Source organism: Streptomyces sp. SGAir0957, assembly GCF_043523415.1.
Window position 1 is genome coordinate 4,191,048 of record NZ_CP027293.1, and the last position, 16,796, is coordinate 4,207,843.

Consider the following 16,796-nt stretch of genomic DNA (forward strand, 5'->3'; position numbering starts at 1 on the left):
CCCAGGCCGTCCGCGCAGTAAAACACCGCGCGGGCGGCCGCCCCATGTCGGCTACGATTTCTGGATTCACATCCCGCAGCCGGAACACGGATCCCGTCACTGCGCGCACCACATCGTCACGACTTGGGAGCAGCCTCCGATGGCTCGACACCTCATCACCAGCGCCCTTCCCTACATCAACGGGATCAAGCACCTGGGCAACATGGTGGGGTCCATGCTCCCGGCCGACGTGTACGCCCGTTACCTGCGCCGCCGCGGCCACGACGTGCTGTACATCTGCGCGACGGACGAGCACGGCACCCCCGCCGAGCTGGCGGCGAAGGAGCGGGGTCTGCCGGTCGCGGAGTTCTGCGCGCAGGCGCACGACGCGCAGAAGGCGATCTACGACGGCTTCGCGCTCGCGTTCGACCACTTTGGCCGCAGCTCGTCGCCGCAGAACGCGGAGCTGACCCAGCACTTCGCCCGCCGCCTGAACGAGAACGGGTTCATCGAGGAGCGGGCCATCCGCCAGGTGTACTCGCCCGCCGACGGCCGTTTCCTCCCGGACCGCTACGTCGAGGGCACGTGTCCGCACTGCGGCTACGACAAGGCCCGCGGCGACCAGTGCGAGAACTGCACCCGCGTCCTGGACCCCACGGACCTGATCAACCCGCGCAGCGCGATCTCCGGCTCCACCGAGCTCGAGGTCCGCGAGACGAAGCACCTCTTCCTCCTCCAGTCGAAGCTGCAGGGCGAGGTCGAGGCGTGGATCGACGAGGTCGCCGACGAGTGGCCGCAGCTCTCGTCCTCCATCGCCCGCAAGTGGCTGACCGAGGGCCTGAACGACCGCGCGATCACCCGTGACCTGGACTGGGGCGTCCCGGTCCCGGCCGACACCTGGCCGGAGCTGGCCGCCGACGGCAAGGTCTTCTACGTATGGTTCGACGCCCCGATCGAGTACATCGGCGCGACGAAGGAGTGGGCGGACGCGGCCCCCGACGGTGAGACCCGCGACTGGAAGTCCTGGTGGTACGAGCCGGCCGGCGCCTCCGACGTCCGGTACACGGAGTTCATGGCGAAGGACAACGTGCCGTTCCACAGCGTCATGTTCCCGGCCACCGAGATGGGCATCCGGGAGCCGTGGAAGAAGGTCGACCACCTGAAGGCCTTCAACTGGCTGACCTACTACGGCGGCAAGTTCTCCACGTCGCAGAAGCGCGGTGTCTTCACCGACCAGGCCCTGGAGATCCTCCCGGCGGACTACTGGCGCTACTTCCTGATCGCCAACGCCCCGGAGTCGGACGACTCGTCCTTCACCTGGGAGCACTTCACGGCGACGGTCAACAAGGACCTGGCCGACACCCTCGGCAACTTCGTCAACCGCGTCCTGTCCTTCTCCCGCAAGCGCTTCGGCGACGACGTCCCGGCGGGCGGCGAGGCGGGCGAGGCGGAGACGAAGCTCGGCGAGCAGATCGCCGAGCTCCTCGCCGAGTACGAGACCCAGATGGAGGCCCTCCAGTTCCGCAAGGCCGCGGCGGCGCTGCGCGCCCTGTGGTCGGCGGGCAACTCCTACCTGGAGGAGAAGGCCCCCTGGCTGGAGATCAAGACCAACCCGGAGGGCGCCGCCCTCACCCTGCGTACGGCGATGAACCTGATCCACCTGTACTCGGTGGTCTCGGAGCCGTTCATCCCGTCGTCGGCGGCGGCGATGCGGGCGGCGTTCGCCCTCACGGACGACACGCACACCTGGATCAGCGCCGACGAGGCGAAGTCCCTGACCCTGGTCCCCGCGGGCACCGCCTTCACCGTCCCCCCGGTCCTCTTCGCGAAGATCACGGACGAGGACCTGGAGTCGTACAAGGAGCGCTTCGGCGGCGCCCCCGAGTAGGCGGCGCGCGGATCGTCCGTCAGGAGGTGGAGGGTGAGGGGGCCGGCGAGGTGGTCCCGGTTCCGGGAATTCCCCCGTCCTGCCCCTCATGCGTCGCCTCCGGATCCACCCCTACGGTGAGGGACGCGACGACCCCGCGCGCGATCCGCCCCTTCTTGTACCGCAGCCGCAGCAGCCCGCCGCTGACGCCGCTCTGGTCGTAGATGGTGTCCTCGGTGAGCGTGGTGCGTTCGGTGGTGCTGGTGGAGTAGGGGGCGACCTCGGCGGAGGCGAGCACGGCGGCCTCGTCGAAGTAGAGCTGGCCGGTGTGGCAGGTGTGCCCGCCCTCGTAGCCGCTCTCGGTCAGCTTGCCGCCGACGTGCACCTTGGTGTGGATGTGCACGGCGCGGCCCCGGTACCAGCCAGGGAAGATCGTCTTGAACTCGACGTGGCCGTGCCGGTCGGTGAGCCACGTGCCGCGCAGGTACCGGTGGTCGTCGGTGGGCTCCGTCTTCCCGGGCCCACCGCCCCCGCCGGGCGGCGGCTCGGTGGGCGGTTCGGTGGGCGACCCGGTACCACCGGGCCCGCCCGGCCCACCGGGTCCTCCCGGCGGCCCGCCCTGCGACGCGTCCTCGTATCCGGAGTAGATCCCGAGCGCGTCGCAGTGCCAGATGTCGACGGCGGCGTGCTTGAGCGGCCGGCAGCTCTCACTGTCGATCACCTTGAGGCGCAGGATCAGCGGGATGCCTTCCTTGTCCTCGGTGACATCGCGGCGGATCTTGTCGGCGTCGATGTAGTACGGCCCCTCGATGCTCTCGGCGGTGAGCCGATAACACTCCTCCCGCCCGACCGCCCCCACCGCCCCGGACTGCCCGGACTGCCCGGACTGCCCGGCGAAGGCGACCCCGCCCCCGACAGCGACCGCCGCGACGGCCGCCCCACCGGCGACGACGATCTTCCGCCGCGACAACTCCGGCCCGTTTCCGATCTCTTGAGGTAACTCGTTGTCCGTCATGGCCGTGAAAGCTAGAGGCGCCCCCTGTCAGAGAGATGAGTGAGAGCTATGAGTTCCATGTGAGCCGGCGACGCCGAGGGGCCCGGAACCGTCCAGCGGTTCCGGGCCCCTCGTATCGCGTCGGTCAGCGGAGCGTTACTTCTTCTCCACCGGCTTGCGCAGCTGGATGTTGAGTTCGCGCAGGCGCGACTCGTCCAGTTCGGTGGGGGCGCCCATCATCAGGTCCTGCGCGTTGCCGTTCAGCGGGAAGCTGATGGTTTCCCGGATGTTGGGCTCGTCGGCGAGGAGCATGACGATGCGGTCGACGCCGGGGGCGATCCCGCCGTGCGGCGGGGCGCCGAAGCGGAAGGCGCGGAGCATACCCGCGAACTCGGCCTCGACGGTGTCGCGGTCGTAGCCCGCGATCTCGAACGCCTTGAGCATGATCTCGGGCTCGTGGTTCCGGATCGCGCCGGAGGACAGCTCCGTGCCGTTGCAGACGATGTCGTACTGCCAGGCAAGGATGTCCAGCGGGTCCTTCTCCTCCAGGTCCTTCATGCCGCCCTGGGGCATCGAGAAGGGGTTGTGGGAGAAGTCGATCTTGCCGGTCTCCTCGTCCTTCTCGTACATCGGGAAGTCGACGATCCAGCAGAACCGGAAGACGCCCTCCTCGAAGTGGCCCGCGCGCTTGGCGGCCTCGACGCGGACCGCGCCCATGATCTTGGAGACCTCGTCGAACTCGCCCGCGCCGAAGAAGACGGCGTGCCCGGCCTCCAGGCCGAGGCGCTTCGTCAGCTCCGCCACGTTCTCCTCGGTGAGGAACTTGGCGATCGGGCCGGTCAGCGAACCGTCCTCGGCGACGCGCACCCAGGCAAGACCCTTGGCGCCCTGCTCGACGGCGTAGTCGCCCAGGCCGTCGAAGAACTTGCGGGACTGCGAGGCGGTGTCCGGCACGGGCAGCGCGCGCACGTGCTTGCCCGCGAACGCCTTGAACTCCGAGCCCTCGAAGATGTCGGTGATGTCGACGAGTTCGAGCTTGGCGCGCAGGTCCGGCTTGTCGCTGCCGTACTTCAGCATCGACTCGCGGAACGGGATGCGCGGGAACGGGGAGGTGACCTCGCGGCCGCCGCCGAACTCCGTGAAGAGTTCCGTCATGAGCTTCTCGATCGGGCGGAAGACGTCTTCCTGCTCGACGAAGCTCATCTCGACGTCGAGCTGGTAGAACTCGCCCGGCGAGCGGTCCGCGCGCGCGTCCTCGTCGCGGAAGCAGGGCGCGATCTGGAAGTACCGGTCGAAGCCGGAGATCATCAGCAGCTGCTTGAACTGCTGCGGGGCCTGCGGCAGCGCGTAGAACTTGCCGGGGTTCAGGCGGGACGGGACGACGAAGTCACGGGCGCCCTCGGGGGAGGTCGCGGTGAGGATCGGCGTCGCCATCTCGTTGAAGCCGAGGGCGACCATCTTGGCGCGGATGGCCGCGATCACGGCCGAGCGCAGCATGATGTTGCGGTGCATGCGCTCGCGGCGCAGGTCCAGGAAGCGGTACTCCAGGCGGCGCTCCTCGCCGACCCCGTCGTCCTGATTGATCTGGAACGGCAGCTGCTGGGCGGCGCCGAGGACCTCGACCTCCGCGGCCTCGATCTCGATCTCGCCGGTGGGCAGCTCCGGGTTGACGTTGTCCGCGCCGCGGGAGACGACCTTGCCGTCGACGCGGACGACCGTCTCCTTGGTGAGCTTGTCGAGGACCTCGGCGGCCTTGGTGCCGGGCCGGGCGACGAGCTGCGTGATGCCGTAGTGGTCGCGGAGATCGATGAAGAGGATGCCGCCCAGGTCTCGGCGATTGTGCAGCCAGCCGCTCAGCCGGACGTCGGCACCGACGTCAGTGGCGCGGAGCTCGCCGCAGGTGTGGGACCTGTACCGATGCATCGTCGTTCATCCAGCCTTCGCGTTTCGGGGTTCCGGGGTGACAGCCCGGTTCCCCCAAGGGTACCGGCCGCCTCAAGATCGGCCGCCAACAAGTCTCGGTGGCCGTGTGCGATCACCTCTTCTTAGAGTGGGGCCATGCGCACTGGTGAGCCCCTTCCTCCGGTGGAGGACGTCCTCGCCGCTCTCGCGACCGGCCTGTGGCGGTGGGACAACCGGACGGGCCTGGTCACGTTCGACGTGGAGGCCGCCCGGCTGATCGGGATGCCCTCCCCCGACGGGCGTCCGGTCACCCTTTCGGAGTCCGGGGTCAGGGCCCGCTTCCACCCCGTGGACTGGAACGAGGTCGACGGCATCGTCCAGCTCGCCGTCGCCGAGGGCACCCTCGCCGAGGCCCGGCTGCGCGTCATGGACGAGCTGGGGCACGTCATCCGTACCGTGCGCAGCCGATCCAAGCCGGTGCTGACCGGCGAGGGCCCGGACTCCTACGAGCTGATCGGCACGCTTCAGGAGGTCTCCGAGCCGCCACCCGGCGCCGCAGCCCGCGCCCCCGTCACCGGTGACTGGCGCCGCTCGCGCGAGGCGTTCCTGCTGGACGCGGGCCGCGCGCTCGCCGAGGCCGGTTCGACGGAGGAGGTGCTGCGGGTCGCGGCGGGCCTGTCGATGCCCGGCTTCTCCCCGGAGGGCCTCGCGGTGTTCGGCGTCTCCGGCGACCGCCTCACCGTCATCGGGCACTACGGGCAGCAGGCGGACTCCGGGCACCCCTTCACCGATATGGACCTGTCCACGGACTACCCGGCGGCCGAGGTCTGCCGGACCGGGCGCGCGGTCTACCTGTCGTCGCCCGAGGAGTACCAGAAGCGGTATCCGGCGGCCTGGCCGCTGGCCGCCCGGTTCCGGCGGAAGTCGTGGGCGTTTTTGCCCCTGGTCGTCGCGGGCCGGACGATCGGCGCGTGGATGGCGGGCTTCGCCTACCCGGTGTCGTTCACCCCCGACGAGCGGTCGGTCCTGACGACGGTCGCGCGGATGCTGGCGCAGGCCCTGTCGCGGGCCGGGGTCGCCGAGTCGGAGCGGGAGCTGACGGACGGCCTGCAGAAGTCGATGCTGCCGAACCTCGGCCCCGAGATCCCCGGCCTCGGCATCGCGGCCCGCTATGTGCCGACCGGCGGCGGCCTCCAGGTCGGCGGCGACTGGTACGACATCATCCCGCTGCCGGGCGGGGCCGGCCGGACGGAGGCCGGGGGCGGCCGGGTCGCCCTGGTCATCGGCGACGTGCAGGGCCACGACGTGCGCGCCGCCGGGCTCATGGGCCAGCTCCGCATCGCCCTGCGCGCCTACGCCTCCGAGGGGCACCGCCCCGACGCGGTCCTCTCCCGCGCCTCCCGCTTCCTGAACGGCATCAGCGACACGGTGGGCGGCGGCGACCCGGACGACCTGCGCTTCGCGACCTGCCTCTACGTCGAGGCCGACCCGGCGACCGGTGTCCTGGAGATCGCCCGCGCCGGACACCCCGACCCGGCCATACGGATGGCCGACGGCACGGTCATGATGCGGCCCACGGCCGGCGGGCTCCCGCTCGGCATCGACCCGGACGCCGACTACCCCACGACCCGGCTGGTCCTGGAGCCCGGCGAGACGCTGCTCCTGTGCACCGACGGCCTGATCGAGACCGGCGGGCACGACCTCGACACGGGCTGGGCCCGGGTGCGCAAGACCCTGGAGACGGGCCCCGCCGACTCCCTGGAGGAGCTGGCCGACACCCTCGTCCAGGCCGTGCACGGGCCGTCCTCGCACCACACGACGGGGCCGCTCGTCGATCGCCGCGAGGACGACATAGCTCTGCTGCTCCTGCGCCGCACGCTCCAGTCGAGCAAGCCGTCGGCCGGTCGCCGCACGGCGATGACGATCGCGCAGGCCGAGCCGGAGCGGATCGCCGCCGCCCGCCAGCAGCTGCGCGAGCTGCTGCACGACTGGGCCGACGACGACCAGGTCGACTCGGCGGCGCTGCTCGTCTCCGAGATGGTCACCAACGTCCTGGTGCACACGGACGGCGACGCGCTGCTCGTCGCCGAGGTCGCCAAGGACGCGGAGGGCGCCCGGCGGCTGCGGGTGGAGGTCGCGGACGCCTCGGACAACCTGCCGCACAAGCGCAGGCCGGGGGAGCTGGCCTCGTCGGGCCGCGGCCTCGTCCTCATGGAGCTGCTCGCCGAGCGGTGGGGCGTCGATCCGCAGGGCGAGGGCAAGTGCATCTGGTTCGAGCTCTACGAGCCTTCGGGCGCCGTGGGCGAGGAACCGGCTGTTTCACGTGAAACGCCGCCGTCTTCGGCCCCGTAGCGTTCTCGCAGCTCGTTCACGATGCCGAACGCTGCGGCCGTCAGCGGCACCGCGAGCAGCATCCCGAGGATTCCGGCGACGGAGGCACCGCCGGTGATCGCGAGCAGCACCACCGCCGGGTGCATCTGCACCGTCCGCGACTGGATCATGGGCTGGAGGATGTGCCCTTCGAGCACCTGCACCGCGAGGACCACGCCGAGCGCCCACAGGGCGATCACGAATCCGCGGTCCGCGAGCGCGACGAGCACCGAGACGGCGCCGGAGATGAAGGCGCCGAGGTAGGGGATGTAGGCGCCGACGAAGACGAGTGCGGCGAGGCCGACCGCGCCCGGGACGCGCAGGATGAGCAGGCCGACGCCGATGCAGGTGGCGTCGATGAGGGCGATGATCGTGGTGCCGCGCATGAACCCGGCGATGGAGTTGAAGGAGCGGCGGGCGATGGCCTCCAGGGTCTCGCCGTTGTGTGGCGCGCCCTGGCGCAGGGCGCGTCGGAAGCGGCCCGCGTCGCGCAGGAAGAAGAAGCAGAGCAGCAGCGCGAGGACCGCCATGGCGACGACCTCTCCGACGACGCTGAGCCCGCTGATGACGCCGGACGCGGCGCTGCCCCCGTACTTCTTGAGCAGGTCCTGGGCGCTGTCGGCGAGGTGGTCGAAGTCGACGGCGCCGGTGCCGAACCGGTCGGAGAGGTCGTTGGCGGCCGTCTTCACCGAGGCCACGATCTGGTCGCCGGTGTCGATGAGCGCCGCGACCACGATGTATCCGGCGCCGCCGACAACGATCAGGATCAGCGCGCAGGTCAGGCCGCTGGCCAGGGACTGCTGCACTTTCGCGCGGCGCAGGGCGAGGTAGACGGGGCGCAGCAGGGCGGTGCCGAGCAGCGCGAGCAGCACCGGCACCACGGCCGTCTTGAGTTCGACGCAGAGCCGGATCCCGACCCAGGCGACCCCGGCGACGAGCAGGGCCACCGCGCACCAGGCGGCGACGCGGCGGGCGGGTTCGGGGAGGAGCTGCTGACGGGTCGGCACCCGGCCAGACGATCATGACCGGCGGCCGTTCACCCGCTGGACGGGTCCGCGCGGGTGACGAGCGGGTGACGAGGCGTCACGGCATGGAAGACGGCCCGCCGGGTGCAGAGTCGGCGGGCCGTCGGTTCGGGGACGCACACGGTGGGGCGTGTGTGCGGCGGTCCGGTTACGTGTGCGGCAGGCGCTCCTTCGACGGGATGACGCCCAGGCGGCCCGCCTGGAAGTCGTCGAAGGCCTGCTGCAGCTCGGCCTTGGTGTTCATGACGAACGGGCCGTAGTGGGCCATGGGCTCACGGATCGGCTGGCCGCCGAGGATGACGACCTCCAGGTCAGGAGTGTTGCCGTCCTGGGACTCGTCGGCGCGCACGGTCAGGGACGAGCCCGCGCCGAAGACGGCGGTCTGGCCCGCGTGGATCGGGCGGCGCTCGGCGCCGACGGAGCCGCGGCCCGCGAGCACGTACACGAGCCCGTTGTAGTCCTCGCGCCAGGGCAGGGTGGCCTCGGCGCCGGGGCGGACGGTGGCGTGCACCATCGTGATCGGCGTGTGCGTGATGCCGGGGCCCTCGTGGCCGTCGAACTCACCGGCGATGACGCGGAGCAGCGCGCCGCCGTCGGCCGTGGTGAGGAGCTTGACCTGGCCACCGCGGATGTCCTGGTAGCGCGGGTTCTGCATCTTGTCCTTGGCGGGCAGGTTCACCCACAGCTGGAGGCCGTGGAAGAGGCCGCCGGACATGACGAGGGACTCCGGCGGGGCCTCGATGTGCAGCAGGCCGGAGCCTGCCGTCATCCACTGCGTGTCGCCGTTGGTGATGGTGCCGCCACCGCCGTGCGAGTCCTGGTGGATGAAGGTGCCGTCGATGATGTAGGTCACGGTCTCGAAGCCGCGGTGCGGGTGCCACGGGGTGCCCTTGGGCTCGCCCGGCGCGTACTCCACCTCACCCATCTGGTCCATCATGATGAACGGGTCGAGGTGGCGGTAGTTGATCCCGGCGAACGCGCGGCGCACCGGGAAGCCCTCGCCCTCGAAGCCGCTCGGGGCGGTCGTCACGGTGAGCACGGGGCGCGCCACGGCGTCCGCCGGCGCGGCCACACGGGGCAGGGTCAGCGGGTTCTCGACGGTCACAGCGGGCATTTTGGGGCCTCCTTGGCGTCCTCGTGCCTCAACTTTAGTTGAACGTAGAACTTTCTGCCACCCAGAACGCGGAACGCCCGGAGGGAATTCCCTCCGGGCGTCCGGCAGCGTGTGCGGGTGGCGCGTATCAGCCGTACATACGGCGCATGGCGAAGTCGACCATCTGCTCGACGGCCTTCGCGTCGAAGACCATCCGGTGCTCGCCCTCCATGTCGAGGACGAAGCCGTACCCGGTGGGCAGCAGGTCGATCACCTCGGCGCCGGTGATCACGAAGTACTTGGACTCCTTGCCCGCGTACCGGCGCAGCTCCTTGAGCGTGGAGAACATCGGGATCACCGGCTGCTGCGTGTTGTGCAGCGCGAGGAAACCCGGATTGTCGCCGCGCGGGCAGTAGACCTTCGACGAGGCGAAGATCTGCTGGAAGTCCTCGGCGGACATCGAGCCGGTGGTGAACGCGCGGACCGCGTCGGCGAGCGAGGGCGGCGACGGCTCCGGGTACAGCGGCGGCGCCTGCTGCCCGTACCCGCCCTGCTGCGGCGGCGCGTACTGCTGGCCGGCAGCTCCTGCGTGCTGCTCGTATCCGTACATGGGGCAAAGCCTACCGAGGGCCGGGGAGGCGGTGGGCCCGGCAGCGGATCCGGCCACTTACGGCTCGTTCGTCACAGTTCACGCGTCAGGGGTTGCGTCTTATTACCGACGGGTAGCATCCTGGGGATTACTAGTTGGTACGCGTACGAGGACGATCCCGGAGCCCGACACGAACGGGCCCCACGCCGCGGGTCTACCTCCCTGAGCCTTTACGGAGCCGTCGCCATGGGGCACTACAAGTCGAATCTCCGCGACATCGAGTTCAACCTCTTCGAGGTGCTCGGCCGCGACAAGCTGTACGGCACCGGCCCGTTCGGGGACATGGACGTCGACACGGCCAAGAGCATCCTCGAAGAGGTCGCCCGCCTCTCCGAGAACGACCTGGCCGAATCCTTCGCGGACGCCGACCGCAACCCGCCCGTCTTCGACCCGGAGACCAACACGGCGCCGCTCCCGGCCAGCTTCAAGAAGTCCTACAAGGCGTTCATGGACGCCGAGTACTGGCGCCTCGGCCTGCCCGAGGAGATCGGCGGCACCACCGCGCCGCGCTCCCTGATCTGGGCCCACGCCGAGCTGATCCTGGGCGCCAACCCGGCGATCTGGATGTACGCCTCAGGCCCGGCGTTCGCCGGCATCCTCTTCGAGGAGGGCAACGAGCAGCAGAAGAAGGCCGCCGAGATCGCCGTCGAGAAGCAGTGGGGCTCGACGATGGTCCTCACCGAGCCGGACGCCGGCTCCGACGTGGGCGCAGGCCGCACCAAGGCCGTCCAGCAGGACGACGGCTCCTGGCACATCGAGGGCGTGAAGCGCTTCATCACGTCCGGCGAGCACGACATGTCGGAGAACATCTTCCACTACGTCCTCGCCCGCCCCGAGGGCCACGGCCCGGGCACCAAGGGCCTCTCCCTCTTCCTGGTCCCGAAGTTCGAGTTCGACTGGGAGACCGGCGAGCTGGGCGAGCGCAACGGCGTCTACGCGACCAACGTCGAGCACAAGATGGGCCTCAAGGCGTCCAACACGTGCGAGATGACCTTCGGCGACCAGCACCCCGCCAAGGGCTGGCTGATCGGCGACAAGCACGACGGCATCCGCCAGATGTTCCGCATCATCGAGTTCGCCCGCATGATGGTCGGCACGAAGGCGATCTCGACCCTGTCGACCGGTTACCTGAACGCCCTGGAGTACGCCAAGGAGCGCGTCCAGGGCCCCGACCTCGCCAAGTTCATGGACAAGACGGCGCCCAAGGTCACCGTCACGCACCACCCCGACGTCCGCCGCTCCCTGCTCACGCAGAAGGCGTACGCCGAGGGCATGCGCTCCCTCGTGCTCTACACCGCCACCGTCCAGGACGCGATCCAGGTCAAGGAGGCGAACGGCGAGGACGCCTCGACCGAGCACGCGCTCAACGACCTGCTCCTGCCCATCGTCAAGGGCTACGGCTCCGAGAAGGGCTACGAGCAGCTCGCGCAGTCCCTCCAGACGTTCGGCGGCTCCGGGTTCCTCCAGGAGTACCCGATCGAGCAGTACATCCGTGACTCGAAGATCGACACGCTGTACGAGGGCACGACGGCCATCCAGGGCCAGGACTTCTTCTTCCGGAAGATCGTCCGCAACCAGGGTGCCGCGCTCAACGGTCTCGCCGAGGAGATCAAGAAGTTCCTCGCGGTCGAGACGGGCGGTGAGGAGCTGAGCGCCGCGCGCGAGTCCCTGGCCAAGGCGGCCGTCGAGCTGGAGGCCATCGTGGGCGTCATGCTCACGGATCTGGCCGCCACGGAGCAGGACGTCAAGTCGATCTACAAGGTCGGTCTGAACACGACGCGGCTGCTCATGGCGTCCGGCGACGTGGTCGTCGGCTACCTGCTCCTGAAGGGCGCGGCGGTGGCTGCCGAGGCGCTCTCCGCCGGGGCTGCCGGTAAGGACGTGCCCTTCTACCAGGGCAAGATCGCGGCGGCGAAGTTCTTCGCGGCGAATGTCCTGCCCGGTGTCATCGGGGCGCGGAAGCTGGCGCAGGCCACGAGTGAGTCGGGCCTTGACGTCATGGACCTCGACGAAGCGGCGTTCTAGGCTCCGCCGCTGCCAGACCCCGACCGAGGCCCGTCGGGCCGTCACCCATCCGCGGCGCCGTTGTGGCTGGTCGCGCAGTTCCCCGCGCCCCTGAAGACATGCGGCTCCGCCGCAGCTTCAGGGGCGCGTTCGCGTAACCGGCCCTGAAATGGCGCACGAAGTGCGCATGCCAGGGGCGCGGGGAACGGCGCGACCAGCCACGACGGCGCCGCACCGTCAGTACCCGCGAAAGGGGCGGGCCCCCCGAAGCGCGGGGGAACCGCGCAATCGGTCACCCCAAGAGCCGCGCCACGCGTAACCGCCCAGATCGCGCGGAGCGGACCGCACTACCCTGGCCGCATGGCAAACCCCCAGGCCCCCTTCGATCGCGGGCACACCGACGACCTGATGACCTTCCTCGCGGCGAGCCCCACGCCGTACCACGCCGTGGCGACCGTGGCCGCGCGTCTGGAGGAGGCGGGGTTCAAGCAGGTCGCGGAGGTCGACGCCTGGGACGGCACCACCGGCGGCAAGTTCGTGACGCGCGGCGGCGCCGTGGTCGCCTGGTACGTGCCGAGCGGAGCGCACCCGCACACCCCGTTCCGTATCGTCGGCGCGCACACGGACTCCCCGAACCTGCGGGTGAAGCCGCAGCCGGACATGGGGAGCAACGGCTGGCGCCAGGTCGCCGTCGAGGTCTACGGCGGCCCGCTGCTCAATTCCTGGCTGGACCGGGATCTCGGCCTGGCGGGCCGGATCTCGCTGCGGGACGGCAGTGAGCGGCTCGTCGACATCGACCGCCCGCTCCTCCGCGTCCCGCAGCTCGCGATCCACCTGGACCGTTCCGTCACCGCCGACGGTCTGAAGCTGGACAAGCAGCGCCACATGCAGCCCATCTGGGGCCTGGGCGGTGATGTGCGCGAGGGTGATCTGCTGGGCTTCGTCGAGGACGAGTACGGCCTGGAGCGCCGCTCGATCACGGGCTGGGACCTCATGACGTACCCCGTCGAGGCGCCCGCCTACCTGGGCCGCGACAAGGAGCTGGTGGCGGGCCCGCGCATGGACAACCTGCTGTCCGTGCACGCCTGTACCGCCGCGCTCGTCGAGGTGAGCAAGCGCGACGAGGCGGGCGCCCTGCCGTACATCCCGGTGTTCGCCGCCTTCGACCACGAGGAGAACGGGTCGCAGTCGGACACCGGCGCGGACGGCCCGCTGCTCGGCACCGTGCTGGAACGTTCCGTCTTCGCGCGCGGCGGCTCCTACGAGGACCGCGCGCGGGCCTTCGCCGGGACCGTGTGCCTGTCGTCGGACACGGGGCACGCCGTGCACCCGAACTACGGCGAGCGCCACGACCCCACGCACCACCCGCGCGCGAACGGCGGCCCGATCCTCAAGGTCAACGTCAACAACCGGTACGCCACGGACGGCGGCGGCCGGGCCGTGTTCGCGGCGGCGTGCGAGAAGGCGGGCGTGCCGTTCCAGTCGTTCGTCTCCAACAACGCCATGCCGTGCGGCACCACGATCGGCCCGATCACCGCCGCCCGGCACGGCATCAAGACCGTGGACATCGGCGCCGCGATCCTGTCGATGCACAGCGCCCGTGAACTGTGCGGCGCCGACGACCCGTACCTCCTCGCGAACGCGCTGACCGCGTTCCTGGAGGGCTGAGAATCCCGCCGGCCCACCCTGTCTCCCGAACAGCCGTGTGATGCGAGGCGCTCCGGGTACCCGGAGCCCTCAAGTACCCACGTGACAGACAACTTTGGGGAGGCGGACCTCATGAGCATGGGAGGTTGCATCATCCTGATCGCCGTCGGGGCGATCCTCAGCTTCGCGACCGACTGGCACATGAAGGGGGTCAACCTCACGCTCGTCGGCTGGATCTTCATGATCGTCGGTGCGATCGGCCTCTTCGTGTTCCGCAGCGTCGGACGGCGCAGGAACATGGTCGTGCCGCCCACCCAGACGACCGTGATCGAGGACGAGCGGCACCGGCGCATCTGAGGCCCCGCGGCCTCCCGAAGCCATACGGCCGGTACCAGCCATGTGCCCGGCGCCACGTACTCCCCGGTAGCCCCCTCCACGTACCCTGATCACCTCGGTTTTCAGGCCTGTGGAGGGGGACGACGCCGTGGAGTTCCGGCTGCTCGGCGCGGTCGCCGTGGCCACCGGGGACGATGAGCTGCCGCTCGGCCCCGCCAAGCGGCGCAGCCTCCTCGCGGCGCTGCTGCTGCAGCCCAACAGGGCCGTCCCCCTCGATCAGCTGATCGACGCGCTGTGGCCCGAGGGGCCGCCCGCGCGGGCCAGGACCGTGGCACAGGGCCATGTGTCGCGACTGCGGGCGCTGCTCGCGCAGGGCGGCGCCGACCTGTGGGACGTGCGGCTCGTCACGCGCGGCGACGCGTACGTCCTGGAGATGCCCGAGTCGCTGCTCGACGCGCACCGCTTCGAGGAGCTGGTCCGGCTCGCCCACGACCAGCGCTCCCCCGACGACGCGGCGGCCCTGCTGCGCGAGGCGCTCGCCCTGTGGCACGGGCCCGCGCTCGTCGGCGTCGCGACGGCCGGCCCGCTGCGGGTCGCGGCGGACGGCCTGGAGGAGGCGCGGATCTCGGCGGTCGAGCACCTGGCGCGCACCTACGGCGAGTTCGGCGACCACGCGCGCGCCGCCTCCCTGCTGCACGCCGAGGCCGTCGCCCACCCGATGCGGGAGTCGCTCGCGGCCGCGCTGATGCGGGCGCTGTACCGCTCGGGCCGCCAGTCCGACGCGATCGACCAGTACCACCGCACCCGCACCCTGCTCGCCGACGAACTCGGGATCGATCCGGGCGCGGCGCTGCGCGAGGCGTACGCGGAGATCCTCGCGGGCTGCCGGACCCCGGTCCCCGTCCCGGCCCCTGCCGCGCCCCCCGAACCGGCCCCCGCCCCGGCTCCCCCGGCCGCTCCCGCGCCCCGCGCGGACGGCCCCGACCTGCTGCCGCGTCCGCCGCGCGGGTTCGTCGGCCGGGACCGGGAGCTGGCCGCGCTCACCGCCGCCGCGCGGCGCGAGCACGCCGTGGTCGTCGTCACCGGGCCCGCCGGGGTCGGCAAGTCGGCGGCCACCCTGCACTGGGCGCACGCCGCACGCCCGCACTACGACGGCGTCCTCTTCGCCGACCTGCACGGCTTCGACGACGAGTCCAGCGGCGACCCCGGCGCCCCCGACACCGCCGACGTGCTCCGCGAATTCCTGATCGCCCTCGGGGTCGCGCCCCGCGAACTGCCGGACACACAGGGCGCGCTGGCCGCCGCCTACCGCTCGCACACCGAGGAGCGGCGGCTGCTCGTCGTCCTGGACAACGCCCGCACCGCCGCCCAGGTCCGCCCGCTCCTCCCGGCAGGCCCCGGCGGCGCCGCGCTCGTCACGTCGCGGCTGCGGCTCGACGGGCTCGCGGTCAGCGAACTCGCCCGCACCGTCGACATGGGCGTCCTCGACGGGCCCGCCTCCGCCGCGCTGCTCGCCGCCGCCACCGGCGCCGAGGAGCGGCTCGCCGCCGAACCGGCCGCCGCCGCCCGGCTCGTCGCCCTGTGCGCGGGCCTGCCGCTCGCGCTGCGCGTCGTGGCGGCCCGGATCAACGCCCGGCCGCGGTGGCCGCTCGCGCCGCTCGCCGAGGAACTCGCCGACGAGCAGCGCCGCCTCGCCCTCCTCGACGTCGACGACACCGGCGTCGCCGCCGCGCTCCGGCTCACCCTGCTCGCCCTGCCCGCCGACGCCAGGGCCCTCTTCGGCCGCCTCGGCGACCTGCCGGGCCCCGACCTCGACCGGTACGCCGCCGCGGCCCTCACCGGCACCCCGCCCGCCGACGCGGCCACCGCCCTCGACCGGCTCGCCGCCGCCCACCTCATCACCGAACGGGCCCCGGGCCGGTACGGGATGCACGACCTCGTACGGCTCTACGCGCGCGGGCCCGCCCGCGAGGACGCGCCGACCGCCTCCGACACCGAACCGGGCGAACCCCTCGTCCGCCTCCTCGACCACTACGTGCGGACCGCCCTGCGCGCCACCTCGGTCGCCGAACCCGACGACCGGCCCTGCTGCGTCCTGCCCGCCGACGTCCGCCCCGACCTGGGCGGACCACCGCTGCCCGACCGGGCCGCCGCGCTCGGCTGGTTCACCGCCCAGCGGGAGAACCTCGCCGCCGCCGCCGGTGCCGCCCGCGCCGCCGGGCACGACGACCGGGCCTGGCGCCTCGTCGTCCTCCAATGGCCCTCCGTCGTCAGCTACGTACGCGACGACTGGATGCCGCTGCTCGAACAAGGTCTTGCCGCCGCCGTGCGGCTCGGCGACCCGGACGCCGAGGCCCGGATCCGGGCGCTGTGCGGCTGGGTCCTCACCGAGGAGGGCCGGCTCGTCCAGGCCCTGGAGCACCTGGAGCGGGCCCCGGCGCTCGCCGCGCGCGCGGGCGACCCGTCCAGCGAGGCCACCGCCCTGGTCAACCTCGCCGTCGCCCTGGACCGCGCCGGGGCGGCGGGCCCCGAACCCCTCGCCCACCTCACGCGCGCCGCCGACCTGGCCCGCGCCGCCGCCGACGTCCTGACCGAGCTGCTCGCCCTGGAGCACCGGGCCCGTCGCCTCCTCGCCCTCGGCGACCACGAGGCCGTGCTCGACTGCACGGAGCGCGGCCTCGCCCTGCCCGGCGCCGCCGCCGAAGGACTCGCCCCCTTGCGGCAGACCCTGCTCCGGATCTCGCGCGGCACCGCTCTGCTCGGCCTGGGCCGCGCCGAAGAGGCCCGCACATGTCTGCGTCAGGCGTACGAGGACGCGGTGCGCCAGAGCTTCGAGGACGGCATCCAGCGGGCGAAAGCGCAGCTCACACGGGTCGACAGCCAAACGGCGACGAGGCGATAGCGCGTCGGCGACCGGACGGCGACAGCGC

Annotated in this window: 11 protein-coding genes; 6 read left to right on the plus strand and 5 right to left on the minus strand. The window is 71.5% G+C overall.

Translation table 11 applies throughout. From position 1 onward, the window contains the following. The first annotated feature begins 139 nt into the window (after window positions 1–139). Window positions 140–1,867: a methionine--tRNA ligase gene (gene metG / locus C1N81_RS23590; protein WP_394432208.1), complete on the plus strand. Its 1,728-nt coding sequence runs from the start codon at window positions 140–142 to the stop codon at window positions 1,865–1,867. 19 nt (window positions 1,868–1,886) lie between these two features. Here metG and C1N81_RS23595 read toward each other — a convergent pair whose 3' ends face one another. Together C1N81_RS23595 and aspS are read right to left on the minus strand one after the other, a co-directional pair. Further along, window positions 1,887–2,861 carry an intradiol ring-cleavage dioxygenase gene (locus C1N81_RS23595; protein WP_394432210.1) on the minus strand — a complete coding sequence of 325 codons (975 nt, stop codon included), beginning with the start codon at window positions 2,859–2,861 and terminating at the stop codon, window positions 1,887–1,889. A 135-nt stretch (window positions 2,862–2,996) separates the two neighbouring features. Further along, the gene (gene aspS / locus C1N81_RS23600; protein WP_394432212.1) at window positions 2,997–4,763 is read right to left on the minus strand and encodes an aspartate--tRNA ligase; all 1,767 of its coding nucleotides are present in this window, start codon (window positions 4,761–4,763) and stop codon (window positions 2,997–2,999) included. 135 nt (window positions 4,764–4,898) lie between these two features. Between aspS and C1N81_RS23605 the strand changes: the two genes are divergently transcribed. Continuing rightward, window positions 4,899–7,094 (plus strand): ATP-binding SpoIIE family protein phosphatase, encoded by a 2,196-nt coding sequence (locus C1N81_RS23605; RefSeq protein ID WP_394432214.1) that lies wholly within the window; start codon window positions 4,899–4,901, stop codon window positions 7,092–7,094. Here C1N81_RS23605 and C1N81_RS23610 read toward each other — a convergent pair. From C1N81_RS23610 to C1N81_RS23620, 3 genes are all read right to left on the minus strand, one after another. Then, window positions 7,022–8,119 (minus strand): AI-2E family transporter, encoded by a 1,098-nt coding sequence (locus C1N81_RS23610; protein WP_394432216.1) that lies wholly within the window; start codon window positions 8,117–8,119, stop codon window positions 7,022–7,024. The genes C1N81_RS23605 and C1N81_RS23610 overlap by 73 nt on opposite strands. Window positions 8,120–8,285: 166 nt before the next feature. Beyond that, window positions 8,286–9,251 (minus strand): pirin family protein, encoded by a 966-nt coding sequence (locus C1N81_RS23615; protein WP_394432218.1) that lies wholly within the window; start codon window positions 9,249–9,251, stop codon window positions 8,286–8,288. 127 nt (window positions 9,252–9,378) lie between these two features. Next, a complete protein-coding gene (locus tag C1N81_RS23620) occupies window positions 9,379–9,840 on the minus strand; it encodes an SseB family protein (protein ID WP_394432220.1) in 462 nt (153 codons plus the stop codon). A gap of 225 nt (window positions 9,841–10,065) precedes the next feature. Here C1N81_RS23620 and C1N81_RS23625 point away from each other — a divergent pair, with 225 nt between their 5' ends. The 4 genes from C1N81_RS23625 (at window position 10,066) to C1N81_RS23640 (ending at window position 16,768) form a co-directional block, all read left to right on the plus strand. Next, window positions 10,066–11,904 carry an acyl-CoA dehydrogenase gene (locus tag C1N81_RS23625; protein ID WP_394432222.1) on the plus strand — a complete coding sequence of 613 codons (1,839 nt, stop codon included), beginning with the start codon at window positions 10,066–10,068 and terminating at the stop codon, window positions 11,902–11,904. Window positions 11,905–12,243: 339 nt separating this feature from the next. Then, on the plus strand, window positions 12,244–13,551 hold the full coding sequence (locus C1N81_RS23630; protein WP_394432224.1) for a M18 family aminopeptidase: 1,308 nt from the start codon (window positions 12,244–12,246) through the stop codon (window positions 13,549–13,551). A 111-nt stretch (window positions 13,552–13,662) separates the two neighbouring features. Beyond that, window positions 13,663–13,887, plus strand: a complete 225-nt coding sequence (locus tag C1N81_RS23635; RefSeq protein ID WP_394432226.1) for a DUF6458 family protein — start codon at window positions 13,663–13,665, stop codon at window positions 13,885–13,887. 127 nt (window positions 13,888–14,014) lie between these two features. Continuing rightward, window positions 14,015–16,768, plus strand: coding sequence for an AfsR/SARP family transcriptional regulator (locus C1N81_RS23640; RefSeq protein WP_394432228.1), 2,754 nt, complete (start codon window positions 14,015–14,017; stop codon window positions 16,766–16,768). The last annotated feature ends 28 nt before the right edge of the window (window positions 16,769–16,796 follow it).

Bases quoted from the DNA above. Each gene is read 5' to 3' on its own strand.
- metG (WP_394432208.1), top strand. From the start codon at position 140: ATGGCTCGACACCTCATCACCAGCGCCCTTCCCTACATCAACGGGATC.
- C1N81_RS23595 (WP_394432210.1), bottom strand. From the start codon at position 2,861: ATGACGGACAACGAGTTACCTCAAGAGATCGGAAACGGGCCGGAGTTG.
- aspS (WP_394432212.1), bottom strand. From the start codon at position 4,763: ATGCATCGGTACAGGTCCCACACCTGCGGCGAGCTCCGCGCCACTGAC.
- C1N81_RS23605 (WP_394432214.1), top strand. From the start codon at position 4,899: ATGCGCACTGGTGAGCCCCTTCCTCCGGTGGAGGACGTCCTCGCCGCT.
- C1N81_RS23615 (WP_394432218.1), bottom strand. From the start codon at position 9,251: ATGCCCGCTGTGACCGTCGAGAACCCGCTGACCCTGCCCCGTGTGGCC.
- C1N81_RS23620 (WP_394432220.1), bottom strand. From the start codon at position 9,840: ATGTACGGATACGAGCAGCACGCAGGAGCTGCCGGCCAGCAGTACGCG.
- C1N81_RS23625 (WP_394432222.1), top strand. From the start codon at position 10,066: ATGGGGCACTACAAGTCGAATCTCCGCGACATCGAGTTCAACCTCTTC.
- C1N81_RS23630 (WP_394432224.1), top strand. From the start codon at position 12,244: ATGGCAAACCCCCAGGCCCCCTTCGATCGCGGGCACACCGACGACCTG.
- C1N81_RS23635 (WP_394432226.1), top strand. From the start codon at position 13,663: ATGAGCATGGGAGGTTGCATCATCCTGATCGCCGTCGGGGCGATCCTC.